We start from the raw sequence: 15,979 nt of genomic DNA, 5'->3' as shown, positions 1-15,979 counted from the left end.
CTTAAATCTGGAGATTGCTAACTTAAATGGGAGGAAGCTATTGCAGGAGGAAGCATGGCTCATCTAATTTATTCAGCGCTACCTCAGCCGAGGCGTCCTATTGTTTATGTGAATCCCAAGGCCACAGTTGCTCAATGTATTGATATTATGATCAAGGAAAACATTGGGGCTGTCGTGGTGTTTGAGGGTAAAAATCTTATGGGCATGGTCACTGAGCGAGATATCGTTAGGTCATGCTTACAACGGGCATTAGACCCAAACAAAGCCACCGCTGCTGATGTTGTTTATACTGACGTCAGTGTACTCAACCTTTTTGATCCTGTCGAAAAGGCGATGGAAACAATCACTGAAACCAAAAGACGTCATATTCTAATCGAAGAGAATGGAGAGATCGTTGCAATACTTTCAATAGGTGATTTGCTTTTCCATTTACTTGAGGATAAAACGCGAGTTATCGAGCAACTAGAAAATTATATTCATACATTCTGATAGGCGTGGAGAATAAATTTTTTTCCTATCTTGCTCGAAAGCTAAAAACAATTCCTATAATTGATTGTAGATTGTATATTAATCAAATCATGATATAGGAAATACAAATATGCGCGCTTCGTTAAAAAATACGTTGTTCTTCCTCTTGTTAATTTTCGCTAGCGTGAATTGGGCTGACAACAATCTATCTTCATGGTTTAGCAAGGGACCAAATAATCAAATTAAGTTGCGAATTGATTTATTTTTATCTTCCACCTGTCCGCATTGTCAAAAAGCGGATGCCTTTTTCCAAACCCTTCAAACGCAAAAACCCTGGCTTGAGGTCCACAGATACATTATTAACCAAGATAAGACCGCATTAGAAGCCTTTCATCAAGAATTACAGCAAGTGAAACTCGATGATTACGCCGTGCCGGCAATCTTTTTCTGTAGCACGCGCTGGGTGGGTTTTGATGAGGCAAACACGACAGGACAAAACTTATTGCGGGCGCTGGATTATTGCTACCAGGAAGTTAGTCAAACTGGCACCCTTACCCCACAGACGGTTCATGTCCTCCATCAGTTATCCAATGCAAGTTGGTTCGATGCAAGCATGACTAGTCAACCCTCTTTACCGCTATTTACACTAACGATGGCATTTACTGATGCATTTAGCCCATGCTCATTTTTTGTTATTCTAGCTTTATTTTCCTTTCTCTGGCTCAATAAGGAGAGGGGGGTGATGATAGGATTAACGCTCTTGTTCTTACTCGCAGTTATGGTCGTTCATCATTTCCAACAAGACCACACCATCTTTTATTATCAAGTTCTAAACGCATTTCAAATCCCGGCGATATTGATTGGTCTGGGTCTAATAGCTTACGTTTTAGTCATTTATTTTAAAGAGATAAGAGTGAGCCCAGGTTTTACAATTCCTATTTTAGTCGTTTTAACGGCTGTAGCGGTGCAAGCTTATCAGCAAAACTGTACGCCTAATTTTGGACTAATTTATCAACAGTGGCTGGATGCACGAGGCCTTACTACTTTTCAGGGTGAACTCATTGAGGTTGCTTATCAGATACTTTATATTTTGCCATTGGCTTTTTTTGCATTCCTTCTTATTTATTTTCGAAATCATAAAAGCCTACAAAAAATTAATCGGATTTTAACTTTTTTCTCTTGGTATTCTCTGCTAATTATCGGTGCTCTTTTGATCATTTTTCCGCATGGTTTTTCATATTTTATCGTTTCAGCGGCGGCAATCGCGTTATCTTTACTTGCAGGATGGTTAACGGTAAAAAAATTATCGCGGTTTAAACAATGAAAAAGAAAACCGCACAGCCGCAATTTTTCCCAATTGCTTATGAAGTTGAAGAGGGAAGAACCTATTACTGGTGCAGTTGTGGAAAAAGTAAAACTCAACCGCTCTGTGATCGCATGGATTGTGGTGATAAAGCGATTCCTTATCACGCGGAGCTCACTGAAACAGTGTATTTTTGCGGTTGTAAAAAAACCAATGATCCCCCTTTATGTGATGGTTCTCATGCCAAAGTGCTGATGGAATATCTAAAAAATAAGAAATAGGTGAGTTGTTACTGAAAAATTAACTTGATCTCGTCTAATTGATTTGGGATTATCAGTGCATTGTGTATTATCGGTAGAAGCATGAGTAAACTAATCGACATTCCAGTTATAGTTGAAAGCGGACGTAAGTATAAAACTGCACAGGGAATAACCGCGATTAAAGATGGAGTTAAAACAACGGAATCTCCTGCTGAGCGCCTACCAAAACCGAAATGGTTGCGTATTGTAAACCACACAACTCCCGCCTATAGCAAAGTCAAACAGCAGGTTACACAGCATCGCTTGGCCACAGTTTGTGAAGAAGCAAAATGTCCTAACATTGCTGAATGTTGGTCCCATGGTACCGCCACGATTATGCTGATGGGTGCTGTCTGTACACGAGCTTGCCGTTTTTGTTCGGTAGACACAGGCAATCCTCACGGCTGGTTAGATTCCCAAGAACCTGAAAATACTGCCAACACAGTTGCTCTAATGAACCTTGACTACGTTGTATTAACATCAGTAAATCGAGATGATTTGCCAGATGGGGGAGCCCAGCATTATGCAGCTACTATTCGCGCTATCAAAGCCCGTTGCCCTAATACAAAAATTGAGGCATTAACACCAGATTTCCAAGGGATAGAGAAAGATGTAGCTACGCTTTTAGACAGCGGTGTCGATGTCTTTGCGCAAAATGTTGAAACAGTGGAACGGTTAACCCATCCTGTTCGTGACAACCGAGCAGGATACTGGCAAACGCTAAACGTGTTAGCTTTTGCTAAGCGATATCGTCCGGATGTTTTAACCAAAACAAGCTTGATGTTAGGACTTGGCGAAACCAATGAAGAAATCATCAAGACGATGGATGATTTACGCGCACAAAATATAGATATACTGACACTGGGACAATACCTCCAACCTACTAAAAACCATCTGCCTGTTACACGTTATGTCACGCCAGAAACCTTTATGGAGTTACGCGAAATTGGCTTAAAAAAAGGCTTCTTTGAAGTAGCATCTGGCCCATTAGTACGCTCAAGCTATCGTGCTGATCGGGTTTTCAAACGAGATAATTTAGGTTTGTAAGGAAATATATTAATGCGTTTAATACCAACGATTTTATGTGGTGGGGCGGGATCCAGGTTGTGGCCTGTTTCCCGTGAATTGCACCCCAAGCCTTTTATTCATGTGGCTGATGGGCAAAGTTTATTGCAAAAAACCTTTTTGCGAGGTGCGCAATTACCAGGCGTTAAGGAAATTCTTACAGTAACTAACCGTGAGTTGTTCTTTAAAACGACTGATGAGTATCGTGAAACCCATCAGACCGGGCTATCGTTGTCCTACATTCTTGAGCCTTTTGGCCGGAATACTGCGGCTGCCATTATTGCCGCTGCTTTACAGATCAAGGCAATGTATGCGGATGAAGAAGCGCTTATGCTGGTGTTGCCTGCTGATCACTTAATCACCGATCAGATTGCCTTTGCCCGGGCAATTGCAGAAGCAACAAAACTGGCACAGCAAGGGAAACTCGTCACGTTTGGAATTCAACCTACTAGTCCAGAAACAGGTTATGGCTATATCGAAGCTAAAGGAAACAAAGTATTACGATTCGTAGAGAAACCGAGCTTAGAGAAAGCCCAAGAATACTTAGATTCAGGACGCTTTTTCTGGAATTCGGGTATGTTCTGCTTTAATGTCAAAACATTATTACAAGAAGTGGAATTGCACTGTCCGGAGATTTTTGTTGCCACTCAAGCCTGCATTCAATGTTCGGAGACAGCTACGGGTAAAGATTTCATCCAGCTTGAATTGAACGCAGAAACGTTTAGCGCAGTTCCTGAAGATTCAATCGACTATGCGCTTATTGAAAAGTCACAACAAGTTGCGGTTGTCCCTTGTCAAATTGGTTGGAGTGATATCGGCTCCTGGAGTGCTTTGGGCGAGTTGGTTGAGTCAGATAGTAATGGAAACCGCATTGAGGGTGAAGCACTACTTCACGAAGTTGCGAATTGCTATATCCGAGGTAAAGACCGATTGATTGCTGCTGTAGGTATAGAAGATCTCTTTATTATTGATACTGCCGATGCGCTCTTAGTTGCTGATAAAGCGCGTGCGCAAGACATTAAAGCAATTTATAGCCAGCTAAAAAAACAAGGGCATGAAGCTCATAAAGTACACCGCACTGTCCATCGGCCGTGGGGAACTTATACCGTCCTTGAAGAAGGAGCACGGTTTAAAATAAAACGAATCGAAGTAAAACCAGGCGCAAGCCTTAGTTTGCAAATGCATTATCATCGGAACGAACATTGGATTGTCGTGAGTGGAGTTGCGAAGGTAATCAATGGAGACAAGGAAATCATAGTTAATACAAATGAATCCACCTACGTTCCAGCAGGACACAAACATCGTTTGGAAAATCCCGGTTTAACTAATCTGGTGATGATTGAGGTTCAAAGCGGCGAATACATGGGTGAGGATGATATCGTGCGCTTTGAAGATGTCTATGGTCGGGTCAAAGCCTAAAAAACCAGTTGAAGGGAATAACATACCTTCCCTTATCCCCGCTAATATTAAGAGAAGGGATAAGGGCAGCGGCCGTAAGGAAGTTAAAAGCTCAAATCCGATATGTTCGATTTGGCACAAAGGGTCATATTTGGGTACTGGCTTTGAGAAAGTATGGCAAAAAAACACAATCCTGGATTTCTCTGTAAATAATTTTATTATTTTTTCTCGCTAGATGTGCTAAATAAGGTCGGTTTCTGATAGGGGCTGATCGATGACTCAGGGAGTGGATAGAAGTAAGCGCTCTCATATCCCCTTGCTCATGTGCGCAGGCCGGGTTATTGAATGTTGGCCCGGGATAGTTAATTAAGAACACTAAGCCAAGCTAATTCCTTTCTTCTTGAACCTAATTTGTATGATATAAGCTATCCCTAGCATGACCACGCCTAATCCCAAGCTAAATACGCCCATGATGAAATAATAATGTTGATAAATGGCCAGGCTTTCTGTTGCTGAGGGTAAGTTGTTAGGAAGAGCCACAAAGCTTGCGAGTCGACCTGAGATGGTATTAGATAATGAAGCTGCTAAATACCAAACCCCCATGGCGAAAGCAATCGCTTCGCTATCACAATAAAGGCCTATCATGCTTAGACCAATCGCCGAAACCCATAACTCAGCGAGAGTAATCAAAAGGTAAGTCAGACCAATGTAATTGCCATCGACATAACCGTTGATTGCCTGAGTGGCTGCAAAGGCCATGATGAGTAGTGCAAAGCCAGCCAACAAAGTTCCTGAGGCAAATTGGTAGGGAATCGTAAATTGCGGGACGAGCCGATAGAATCGAGGCAATTGCGTGCCGATAGCAATAATAAGCAGCGGATTAAGCAACTGGTATTGAGCTGGCGATATTTTAAGGTTAAAAAGTTCTAAATTGGAGTTATTTTGGGCAAACAAGACTAATGTGCTGTTCATTTGGTTATAGATAATAAAAAAAACCACGGCTTCAACGATGAGGAACAGTGCGACCAATTGTTTTGAACGCGCGGTACCTGAGAGTGCTAATGTTTTACGTATAAACCAAAAAATACCTACTGTGCAGCCAGCGCCAATGATTATGCTTGCGATATAGACATGTGAATAGGCGAATAAAGTAAAGATATAGATCCCGATGACATAAAAGAAGAGGTGATATTTACTTTTGAGAGATAGATTGATTCTATCTTTTCCCCATACCACATTATCATAAAGGGAATACCGTTTGGCAAAATTAAGAGCAGCAATGGATTTTCCAGCAAAAGCAAGAGCTAACACAGATAACGGTCCGTAGCGGCTGTCCAAAAGAGTAGGAGAAACAAGGATAGCTAACAACGCGCCAATATTAATGGCCATATAATAGTAGGTCATAGCTGCTTTCGCTTTAACTGCATCATCTGAATAAATATGGGAAACCATCGAGGATGTGGTTCCCATTAAAAGCGAATTCGTGGCAGGGAGTAAGGCATAAGCGGCAATAAATAATGTATCCCCGTAAGCAGTTAGGGTAAAACCGCTTAACATGACTAATAAGTAGGCTGAACCAACCAAAATACTGCCCAAAAGAATTGCACGTCGTATTCCCAATACTTTGTCAGCCATAAATCCGCCTAACACGGGCATAAGATAGCCTGTGGCCTGACTTACGCCCATAAAAGCATAAGCCGTTGCTTGGCTATAACCTAAGCCATGAGTGAGAATAGGGCGTGTTAGGAAGAGGATTAATATCGTATTGAGGGCATAAGCTGAAAATTGACTCCAAAAGGTAATGAGTACGATATTATTGGTTTGTAGCTGGCGAGTATCCCACCGAGGTAGGTAATTTTTGATTGTTTGATAAATCACCCTTCGCTCTCCTTACCGCTGCTAACCAAATTGATACATTATTTCTTAGCTAATACAACATCAATAATATGGGTGTCATGATATGGGAAAGTAAAAATTTGACTAAACAAACGCTTTAACCGCTGTATCAAAAAATTCTTTGGTAACATCCGCATTGAAATACTGTTTAAAAACCAGGTGCCTTCAATACCAAATTGGGCAAGTTCGTCGATATCTTGTATGGTGATCGGGATATGCAAACGTTGATGTTGAACAACTTTAAATCGGTGTTGCACAAAAATATTCATCAACTCATCCAGCCCTGAAGCAACAGTGGTATTTTTTACCATTGCTTTATAATAGTGACCTACCACGCTACTTAAAATAGTCCCTTGCGCAATGAATTTAGCTAACTGCTGCTGGGCGATTGGAAACGATTCATAGGTTGTTGTGATTAGTGAAAAATGGCCATTCGCACGAGTTAGAAGATCAGCTTCATGGAAAAGAGTGTGAATGGGAATATAGGCATTAATGAAATGGGCTAATACCAAATCTTGACTATGATGCGGCAGATAATGGCTTGCCTCTGTTGCACTGGCTTCAATAGTTGTCAACGGCACAAGTTTACGGGCATAAGCAAGCATCTCTTTCGAAATGTCGATCCCGGTAAAGTCGGCTTCAGGCATGAACTGCTTCAGTTTTTCTAAAAAAGAGCCATTACCTACCCCGAAGTCCAGTACTTTATAGTGGGCCTTCAAGCCTAGGTGATGTTTTCTAATTTGTTCTATTGCAGCAAGATGGCTAGTACTTATTGAGCCGAATCGATCTGCAGTAGCATAATGTCCTGCAATTTCGTTATACATGGCCTTTAAGGACATGTAGCCTTCCGATTTATGAACATTCGGACAGTATATCTCCAATTGCCCTAAATTTGCGAATATTCTTTTAGAATTCAGGGAAAAAGAGTTATTTAAAAAAGTTGTTTGCTCATTTTTGGGGCTTAAAAAACGGCTAATTTAGTTTTTGTACAAAATAAGGTATTATCCAGCGTCTTGGTCTCATTTGATCAATTGTGTACGAGGAGGAAGAAGTGCAGCAGTTAAAGGAAGCATCTATTCACCATGAAATGAATTTAATCGATTTCTTGCACACGCTTTGGAAACAAAAGGTACTGATTTTATTGAGTACCGCGTTCTGCTTATTTCTCGGGCTAGCTTATCTTTTAATGAGTAACCCCATCTATGAGGCCGCAACCATCATTTCTCCACCTTCGCAAGGGGATATTGCGACTTTGAATCAGGGCCGCTCATTAGCAAAGAATTCACTGCTAAAGCCTTACCAGGTCAAAGAGGTTTACGCCATTTTCACAAAAGCGTTGCAAGCTGAATCCACAAAAAGGCTATTTTTTAACACTGTCTTTTTACCCTCCTGGAAAGAGAAAGACACGGCTAACTTATATTCTGTTTTTTCCAATTCATTAATTATTAAAGAAATTAAACCCATATCGAGCGTATTCGATTCGCCACCTTCAACTTATATTGTTGCAATGCGGGGTGTTTCCCCAGAACAAGATGCAAAATGGCTGACAAAGTATATTGATTTAGCCAAACAAAAGGCACTTGAAGAAGTAATGACTGACGATAAGCGCCAGCGTACTAGTGTATTGCGCAATCTGCGCGATCGGATTGATTCAATCAGAGAAGTTGCAAATGCCCAACGCCTTGACCGAATCCAACAATTAAAAGAAGCAATCAAAGTGGCACATGCGATTGGCGTGAAAGGGGGGAATGTCCCCACTGGAATAATCACTGACGCTGAGGTTATGAATAATCCAAGCATGATGTATCTGCGGGGAAGTGTTGCGTTGCAGGCTGAATTAAATAACATCGAAAATAGAGGTTCTTCTGATGCTTTTGCACCAAAGGAACTCAAACTGCGTGAGACTCAATCACGATTTGATTTTTATAAAAAAGTGACAATCAATTCTAGCAATGTGCTCATGTTTAAGCAGGATGGTGAAGTGATGAAACCGGAATCTCCTATCGCACCGCGCAAAAAATTGGTTTTATTATTATCGCTCTGCGCAGGGTTAATTTTAGGGATAATGGGCGCGCTCACACGCAAAGCGTTTTTGCTTATTTTTAAACATGGATCCTGATTGCTATTCTGAGCAAAAGTAGGTCGGTGCGTCTGGCCACATCGATGGAGATTCACGATTGATGAAAAAAATTCTTCTCCTTGGGAAGTCTGGCCAATTGGGTTGGGAGTTGCAACGGGCTTTATCTCCACTGGGTGAAGTGATTGCCCTTGATCGCCACGCGAACGTCCCTTTTTGTGGGGACTTAACTAAGGTATCTAACCTTGTTCAAACTGTGCGTGCTTTGGCTCCGGATGTTGTCGTAAATGCAGCAGGTTATACTGCAGTTGACAAGGCTGAAACTGAAACCGAATTGGCTAGTTTAATTAATTCTCAGGTTCCTGGGATTCTGGCGCGCGAAGTTGCGGCTCTTGGTGCTTGGTTGGTGCATTATTCAACAGACTATGTGTTTGATGGGAGTGGATGCACGCCATGGGAAGAAGGTGACAAACCCATGCCGCTCAACTCTTATGGTCGAAGCAAATTGGCAGGAGAGCAAGCAATCCAAGCATCTGGATGCAAACATCTAATTTTTCGCACAAGCTGGGTTTATGGGGCACACGGTAATAATTTTGTTAAAACGATACTACGCCTTGCTCGTGAACGAGAAACACTGAGTGTGGTTGCCGATCAAATTGGAGCCCCCACTGGAGCAGATCTGCTCGCTGATCTTACTGCACATGCTTTACGCACAGCCGTGAAAAATCCTGAAGTCAGCGGATTATATCACATGGCTTCTCATGGCGAGGTTTCTTGGTATGATTATGCGAATTTGATAGTCAATACGGCATCAGCCCTTGGGCAGCAATGTCTAGTTAAACAAATTTTTCCTATTCCAAGCAGTGATTATATAACAGCGGCAAAGCGTCCGCTTAATTCACGACTAGCAACAACGAAATTAATTGATACTTTTTCTTTGCAGCTACCTCATTGGGAGTACGGAGTGGTTAGAGTAATCAAGGAAATTCTAGAGAATGCGTAATGAAGATACCTATCTTTCACAAAGGGAAGAGAGTGAATTATGAAATTAACTCAGACCGATATTCCTGATATCGTTGTTGTTGAGCCTACCGTATTCGAAGACGAGCGAGGTTGGTTTTTAGAAAGCTTTAACGAAAAGCGATTTTGTAGCGAACTAAAACGCCTGAATTTAGCTACACCAACCCAATTTGTTCAAGATAATCACTCTTTTTCGCGAAAAGGGGTATTACGCGGGCTTCATTACCAACTGCCTCCCTATACTCAGGGAAAACTGGTCAGGGTTATCCAAGGTGCGGTTTATGATGTTGTTGTTGATATCCGTGAAGGTTCCCCAACCCTTGGACGTTGGGTAGGCCATGAATTGAGTGCCAGCAATAAAAAGATGGTCTGGATTCCTCCAGGATTTGCGCATGGTTTCCTGGCACTCGAAGATGATACTCATTTTTTGTATAAAACAACCGATTTTTATCACAAGGAATCAGAAGGTTGCCTTCGTTGGAATGACCCAAGTTTAGGCATTAATTGGCCATCATTAACAGAAGGGATCATTTTAAATGCAAAAGACGCCAATGCGCCTTGCATGGATAACATTGCTAAATTGCCTTACCGCAAAGGTGCGAAAATTAGCGGATTAATTGACATCGAAGTGATAGGTGATTCAAGGGGGAGCTTAATTGTCATGGAGCAAGGCTCCAATATCCCCTTTAATTTAAAACGAGCTTACTATATTTTTAATACAAAGGCGGATGTAAGCCGTGGATTTCATGCGCATAAAAATTTGCAGCAGCTTGCTGTTTGTGTTGCTGGGCGCTGCCGTCTGGTTCTTGACGATGGTACAAATAGACAAGAGTTTTGGTTAGATTCACCAACCAAGGGCTTACCCATCGAGAGCATGGTTTGGCGAGAAATGCATGATTTTAGTCCTGACTGTGTTTTAGCGGTGTTTGCTAGTGAAGAATACAATGAATCGGATTATATCCGCTCTTATCAAGAGTTTAAGAATAGGGTGAATCAATGAGGCCATCGGGCTATTTAAGAGAAGGGCTATCCTCCATGGATAATAGCGTGTTAAGCCATCCTTCATCAGACGAAAGGGTTTCTTTCCTTAATCTAAAAAATGTAAATCATGCGATGCGCGAAGAGCTGATTGCGGCTTGCACAAAGGTAATCGATTCGGGGTGGTACATTATGGGTTCTGCTCTCGATGATTTCGAAAAAGCCTTTGCCGATTATTGCAATACTGAGCACTGCATTGGTGTGGGTAACGGGCTAGATGCACTGACTCTGACTTTACGGGCGTGGAAGGAACTCAAGCTACTCAAAGAAGGAGATGAGGTCATTGTTCCTGCAAACACATATATTGCCAGTGTTTTAGCCATTACTGAAAATCGTCTACACCCCATTTTTGTTGAACCGCAACAGCATAGTTTTAATTTAAACCCGGAAGGGATTGAAAAAGCAATTACCCCAAAAACCCGGGTGATTTTGCCTGTCCACTTGTATGGACAATTAACGGATATGCCGGCAATCCTTGATATAGCCCAACGTCATCAATTGCTTGTTTTGGAAGATTCTGCCCAAGCTCATGGTGCAAGCAGGAATGGACGCAAAGCAGGTAGTTGGGGCAATGCTTCCGGCTTTAGTTTTTATCCTGGTAAAAATTTAGGTGCTTTGGGAGATGCAGGAGCGATAACGACTGACGATGCTGATTTAGCTCGAATGTTACGTGTATTGCGCAATTATGGTTCTCACGAAAAATATAAAAACCTCCATCAAGGGATCAATAGCCGTTTAGACGAAATACAAGCTGCAATGCTAAGCGTCAAACTCAAGTACTTGGATGCCCACAATCACCATCGCCGACAGGTAGCAAAGTGGTATCGCCAAGAAATTAACAACCCGGCGATTATATTGCCGTCTACGGACGAAGAAGAACAACATGTATGGCATTTGTTTGTGGTTCGATCAGCCTACCGTGCACAGCTGCAGCAGCACCTAGCGCATTGCGGCATCGAAACTTTAATTCACTATCCTATCCCTCCTCATCAACAACAGGCTTATGACAATTATAATCAGCAATCTTATCCATTGACTGAACGCATTCATCAGGAGGTATTAAGTTTACCCATAGGTTCGACAATTGCTCTTGCTGATGTTAAGCGTGTTATTGAGGCTTGCAACACATTTAAACCAATAAGATGAGTTAGGGTATGACCTTAATCAAAACCAGTTTGATCAATGCAATTGCGGTAGGGGTTAGGATACTTAGTTTGCTGGGTATCAATAAGTTACTAGCACTCTACGTAGGACCCGCTGGTTATGCAGCACTCGGACAATTTCAAAATGCAGTCACGATGATTACCACGTTTGCGAGTGGTGCACTTAATTCAGGGGTTGTTAAGTACACAGCGGAATATTATCAGGATGAAGAAAAGCAGCGTGCAGTTTGGCAAACTGCAGGGACGATCGCGTGCATAGGGTCAGTATTCACCTCTTTACTCATTGTTTTATTTCGTAAACCTTTGACTTCCTGGTTTTTGCATGATGAAGTTTACTCATCAGTGTTTCTCTGGTTTGCAGCATCTTTGCTTCTTTTTGTTTTTAATGCGCTTTTTCTTGCTATTATGAATGGTAAAAAGGAAATCAAGCGCTATGTTGCAGCAAACATTGCGGGTAGCTTACTAGCTCTTCTTATAACCAGCATATTAGTGATTAATTCTGGACTCTATGGTGCGTTAGTTGCTTTAGCCGTATTCCAATCAGTTGCTTTCTTTGTCAGCCTCTTCATTTGTTCTCGCGCCACATGGTTTAGATTAACTTATGTCATTGGCAAGTTTGATAAGCAAATTGCCAGGGATTTAGCGAAATTTACTTTAATGGCTCTGACCAGTGCGGTATGCATTCCCGTCAGCCATTTATTCATCCGCCATCATCTAGGAGTAACAATTGGGTGGGATGCAGCAGGCTACTGGGAGGCGATCTGGCGCTTTAGTGCGGCGTATCTTTTATTAATTACCACAACGCTGAGCATTTATTATTTACCGCGACTTTCCGAACTCAACGATCCCCTGGCATTGAAAAAGGAAATCATGCAGGGTTATAAGATTATTTTACCCGCGGTCACTTTAGCTGCATTGCTCATATATTTGTTGCGTGATTTGATCATAAACCTACTCTTTAGTCCGGAATTTTATCCAGCCAGGGTATTGTTTTTGGGGCAAGCGGTTGGTGATATCTTAAAAATAGGAAGCTGGGTTTTAGCTTACACCATGTTAAGTAAAGCGATGACAAAGTACTTCATTCTAACCGAAATACTCTTTTCAATTAGTTTGTATTTCACTGTGGTGTTAATGACGAATTGTTGGGGATTACAAGCAGCCACTTGGGCTTATGCACTGAATTATTTAATTTATTGGATAGTGATGTATTTTCTTATTTTTAACAACCTAGAAAGCGATCTCGTTTTATGCTCCCAGTCATAAGTTATTTAATACCGAGTTATAACCATGAGGACTACTTACCGTTTCTTTTGGAAAGCATTGTTTTAGATATAAAGCAATTAAAAGTACCTGCAGAAGTCATTATTATCGATGATGGATCCGCGGATCGTTCATTATGGGTAATTCAAGCTTGGGTAGAGGCAAATCGTGATTTATTTCCGATATCCTGTGTGTCTCAGGAAAACAGAGGCATTGGTGCTGTGCTTAATCGGATGGTTGATCTATCCAGAGGAGAGTATCTAAGGGTTTGTGCCTCTGATGATGTTCTTGTCCCTGGTAGTACTCAACTTCTTTATGAACAATTTATGTTGCGCCCCTATTTAGTTTGTGTGTTGGCAGATGCTAAAGTCATTGATGCGGGCGGTGAACTCATTCATTCAAGCTCGATTGCTTATCATGGCGGTAGGATTAATCGTTTGGTAGAGCCTCAAGCTTTACCCAAAGAAATTATCCAACACTGGTGCGTCGCTGGTCCTACTCATCTTCTAAAGAAAAATCATCATCAATATATGCGCTATGATGAATCATGCAGGATTGAAGATTATGATTTGTTCTTATCTTTGTTAGAAATTCCGGATTCAATCTTTTTTATCAATGAAATTGTGAGCTTATATCGAGTTCATACAACCAATGTTTCAAAAACAACAAACCCACATCGAAGAATTGAGAACATAAAAACATTTTTATCTATCATTGAGCGCTATATTGATAGACAGATTTTGGCAGGCTATTTAATATCGGTTAAATATAAAACGGTTGCTAAAATCAAATTTTTACAGAAAAAATACCTAAGCTGTTTTTTTAATTTATGCTTAAGTACTCTTTTTAAAATGAAAAGTGAGCTGCAAAATTGAAAAAATTAATTAATTCAATTTCTTTTTATTTTCTGCTCCCCATTTATTTTGCGCTTTTCTTGTTATTTACCTTTTTCTATGTCCCGCAAGACTATTATTTTAGTCTAGCTATTCTCTGTTCAATCATTACGATTCCCGTGTTGATAAGTTTAAGGATAATCCCTTTAAGAATGCAGATACAAGATTACTATAGGCGAATCTTATCCCATGCGAGGTACCGCTTTATTATTCTTTCTTTGTGCCTTTTTATTATTATTTGCGGACCTATTGATATTTATGTGAATGGTTTTAAGTTACTCAATCCTTCGACTTATGCGGATATCAATGGCATTGGAAGATATGTGAGACATGTTACAACGTTATGTTGGATCTTTGTTCCTGTTGCTTTCATTTTTCTTAAGTCGCCTTGGCTAAAGTTTCTTTTTATCAGTTATGCGATTTTATTTCCTATTGTAATCATTGATCGAAATCGTTTTTTTCTTTCTGGCTACTCTTTATTCTTTTGTGCAGTACTTGTTTATCATACCTCCCAAAAAACTCGCACAAAGACGAAGAGTAAAATTTTATTTTTTTTAATTCCTTTCGCATGCTTGTTTATTTTTTCGCTTATTGGCCATTTCAGGAGTGGGGCAGCATTCATCGTGCCTTCTTCCGGCACATTATTGCAAGAGGGGGCATATCCTCTCAAAGCCTCATTCGCATCGCTTCCTGCTTTGCTGCAACAAATTATTTTGTATATCACAACCCCTCTTTTTAACTTTGCAACGATCGCGTCAGAAAATTACATCAATCAAAATTTTTTAATAAGCCAGTTCTCTCCTTTTAGCCGAGAAAGTTTAGAAAGTTATATTTATGCGCCCACACTGGTTTCGCGATATACGGTGGGGACGGAATTTTACCCTTTCTTACTTTATGGTGGACTCAATTATGTTGCTTGGGCTTTCATTTTCATGCTGATTGGCTTTATTCTCGCTTCTTATTTATTTAAGAAATTCCCCAATATTTTTACTTTTCTAATTTTTATAAAAATCTCTTACAATGCATTATTTATGGGATTCGCACCACAGTATTATATTTTGTTAAATTTAATCTTTTTAATGATGATGTTTTTTTTGTGGTTTTTTGCGGAACTTGTACGAATTTCAGCAGTTCACGCAAGGTAGGTAGGAGCAATTTGTTTTGGTTTTATCGCGAGGAGGCTTACCTAAATGTGCAGTACTTTTAGCTGTCTATAATGGTATGCATTATTTAAGAGAACAGGTTGAAACGATCCTTAATCAACAGGATGTGAGTGTGACGTTGTTTGTTAGCGTCGATTTATCTACGGATGGCAGTTTAGATTGGTTTTTTGATTTATCTGAACTTGATACGAGAGTTATTGTTTTACCTTACGGGGAAAAATTTGGCGGAGCTGCAAGAAATTTTTTTCGCCTAATCCGTGATGTTGATTTCAAGTCATTTGATTATGTTGCTTTTGCTGATCAGGATGATCATTGGTATCTTGATAAGCTTTCTCGAGCCATCCACATTATGAGCACGTCGGGATATGATGCATATTCAGGGAATGTCATCGCTTTCTGGGCAGATGGTAAGCGCTTATTAATTAATAAAGCGCAACCACAGCGCCGGTGGGACTATATTTTTGAAGCCGCTGGACCTGGCTGCACTTATGTAATGAGCGTTAACTTAATAAATGCAATAAAAACACACATAATGAAAGTATGGGATTTACTGCAAGAAGTGAGTTTGCATGATTGGTTCTGTTATGCGTTCGCAAGAGCAAATGGGTTTAAGTGGTATATTGATGATCAACCTTCGATGCTTTACAGGCAGCACGCTAACAATCAGGTAGGAGTTAATTTAGGCTTGAAGGCCTATGCTAATCGCTTCAAAAAAATAAAAAATGGTTGGTGGCTAACTCAAGCGCTATTGATTGCTGAACTTGTCGGTGTAAGTCAGAGTCGTTTTATTCAGAGCTGGTTAAGACTAAGAAGATCGGATTTATTCCGTTTAAGCCTCCAGGCGTTCCAATGCCGTAGACGTTTACAAGAGCAAATTTTCTTTTTCTTTGTCTGCTTATTGCTTTGCTTTACTGGTATTCGTAAGTAGCTTAGCAT

The 15,979-nt window shown here is 40.7% G+C and carries 15 protein-coding genes; 13 read left to right on the top strand and 2 right to left on the bottom strand.

Annotation, left to right across the window (positions count from 1 at the left end; all coding sequences use genetic code 11):
- The first annotated feature begins 54 nt into the window (after positions 1 to 54).
- The 5 genes from LMI_RS09960 to LMI_RS09940 all read left to right on the top strand — a co-directional run bounded on the left by LMI_RS09960 (position 55) and on the right by LMI_RS09940 (position 4,554).
- Complete coding sequence (locus LMI_RS09960; protein ID WP_045099665.1) at positions 55 to 489, top strand: CBS domain-containing protein; 435 nt, start codon at positions 55 to 57, stop codon at positions 487 to 489.
- A gap of 109 nt (positions 490 to 598) precedes the next feature.
- Positions 599 to 1,792 (top strand): hypothetical protein, encoded by a 1,194-nt coding sequence (locus LMI_RS09955; RefSeq protein ID WP_052679523.1) that lies wholly within the window; start codon positions 599 to 601, stop codon positions 1,790 to 1,792.
- Positions 1,789 to 2,052, top strand: a complete 264-nt coding sequence (locus tag LMI_RS09950; RefSeq protein WP_045099664.1) for a CDGSH iron-sulfur domain-containing protein — start codon at positions 1,789 to 1,791, stop codon at positions 2,050 to 2,052. Before LMI_RS09955 ends, LMI_RS09950 begins: the two co-directional genes overlap by 4 nt.
- An 81-nt stretch (positions 2,053 to 2,133) precedes the next feature.
- The gene (gene lipA, locus LMI_RS09945) at positions 2,134 to 3,117 is read left to right on the top strand and encodes a lipoyl synthase (protein WP_045099663.1); all 984 of its coding nucleotides are present in this window, start codon (positions 2,134 to 2,136) and stop codon (positions 3,115 to 3,117) included.
- 12 nt (positions 3,118 to 3,129) lie between these two features.
- Complete coding sequence (locus LMI_RS09940; protein WP_045099662.1) at positions 3,130 to 4,554, top strand: mannose-1-phosphate guanylyltransferase/mannose-6-phosphate isomerase; 1,425 nt, start codon at positions 3,130 to 3,132, stop codon at positions 4,552 to 4,554.
- Positions 4,555 to 4,908: 354 nt separating this feature from the next.
- Here the strand turns inward: LMI_RS09940 and LMI_RS09930 are convergent, their stop codons facing one another.
- Together LMI_RS09930 and LMI_RS09925 are read right to left on the bottom strand one after the other, a co-directional pair.
- Positions 4,909 to 6,411 carry a peptide MFS transporter gene (locus tag LMI_RS09930; protein WP_045099660.1) on the bottom strand — a complete coding sequence of 501 codons (1,503 nt, stop codon included), beginning with the start codon at positions 6,409 to 6,411 and terminating at the stop codon, positions 4,909 to 4,911.
- 38 nt (positions 6,412 to 6,449) lie between these two features.
- Complete coding sequence (locus LMI_RS09925; RefSeq protein ID WP_045099659.1) at positions 6,450 to 7,268, bottom strand: class I SAM-dependent methyltransferase; 819 nt, start codon at positions 7,266 to 7,268, stop codon at positions 6,450 to 6,452.
- 212 nt (positions 7,269 to 7,480) lie between these two features.
- Here LMI_RS09925 and LMI_RS09920 point away from each other — a divergent pair, with 212 nt between their 5' ends.
- From LMI_RS09920 to LMI_RS09885, 8 genes are all read left to right on the top strand, one after another.
- Positions 7,481 to 8,548 carry an LPS O-antigen chain length determinant protein WzzB gene (locus tag LMI_RS09920; protein ID WP_045099658.1) on the top strand — a complete coding sequence of 356 codons (1,068 nt, stop codon included), beginning with the start codon at positions 7,481 to 7,483 and terminating at the stop codon, positions 8,546 to 8,548.
- A gap of 61 nt (positions 8,549 to 8,609) precedes the next feature.
- Complete coding sequence (gene rfbD / locus LMI_RS09915) at positions 8,610 to 9,509, top strand: dTDP-4-dehydrorhamnose reductase (protein ID WP_045099657.1); 900 nt, start codon at positions 8,610 to 8,612, stop codon at positions 9,507 to 9,509.
- Positions 9,510 to 9,548: 39 nt separating this feature from the next.
- Positions 9,549 to 10,526, top strand: a complete 978-nt coding sequence (gene rfbC, locus LMI_RS15820; protein ID WP_045099656.1) for a dTDP-4-dehydrorhamnose 3,5-epimerase — start codon at positions 9,549 to 9,551, stop codon at positions 10,524 to 10,526.
- A 35-nt stretch (positions 10,527 to 10,561) separates the two neighbouring features.
- Positions 10,562 to 11,710, top strand: a complete 1,149-nt coding sequence (locus tag LMI_RS09905; protein ID WP_045100700.1) for a DegT/DnrJ/EryC1/StrS family aminotransferase — start codon at positions 10,562 to 10,564, stop codon at positions 11,708 to 11,710.
- 8 nt (positions 11,711 to 11,718) lie between these two features.
- Complete coding sequence (locus tag LMI_RS09900) at positions 11,719 to 12,990, top strand: O-antigen translocase (RefSeq protein WP_045099655.1); 1,272 nt, start codon at positions 11,719 to 11,721, stop codon at positions 12,988 to 12,990.
- Positions 12,975 to 13,862, top strand: a complete 888-nt coding sequence (locus LMI_RS09895) for a glycosyltransferase family 2 protein (RefSeq protein WP_045099654.1) — start codon at positions 12,975 to 12,977, stop codon at positions 13,860 to 13,862. Before LMI_RS09900 ends, LMI_RS09895 begins: the two co-directional genes overlap by 16 nt.
- Positions 13,859 to 15,025 carry an oligosaccharide repeat unit polymerase gene (locus tag LMI_RS09890; RefSeq protein ID WP_045099653.1) on the top strand — a complete coding sequence of 389 codons (1,167 nt, stop codon included), beginning with the start codon at positions 13,859 to 13,861 and terminating at the stop codon, positions 15,023 to 15,025. The genes LMI_RS09895 and LMI_RS09890 overlap by 4 nt, the downstream gene beginning before the upstream one ends.
- 16 nt (positions 15,026 to 15,041) lie before the next feature.
- The gene (locus LMI_RS09885) at positions 15,042 to 15,971 is read left to right on the top strand and encodes a glycosyltransferase (protein WP_197540460.1); all 930 of its coding nucleotides are present in this window, start codon (positions 15,042 to 15,044) and stop codon (positions 15,969 to 15,971) included.
- The last annotated feature ends 8 nt before the right edge of the window (positions 15,972 to 15,979 follow it).

The sequence above is a fragment of the Legionella micdadei genome (assembly GCF_000953635.1).
GTDB classification, from domain to species: domain Bacteria; phylum Pseudomonadota; class Gammaproteobacteria; order Legionellales; family Legionellaceae; genus Tatlockia; species Tatlockia micdadei.
Note: the sequence above shows the minus strand (reverse complement) of the source record. Positions and strands in the feature narration are given on the sequence as shown.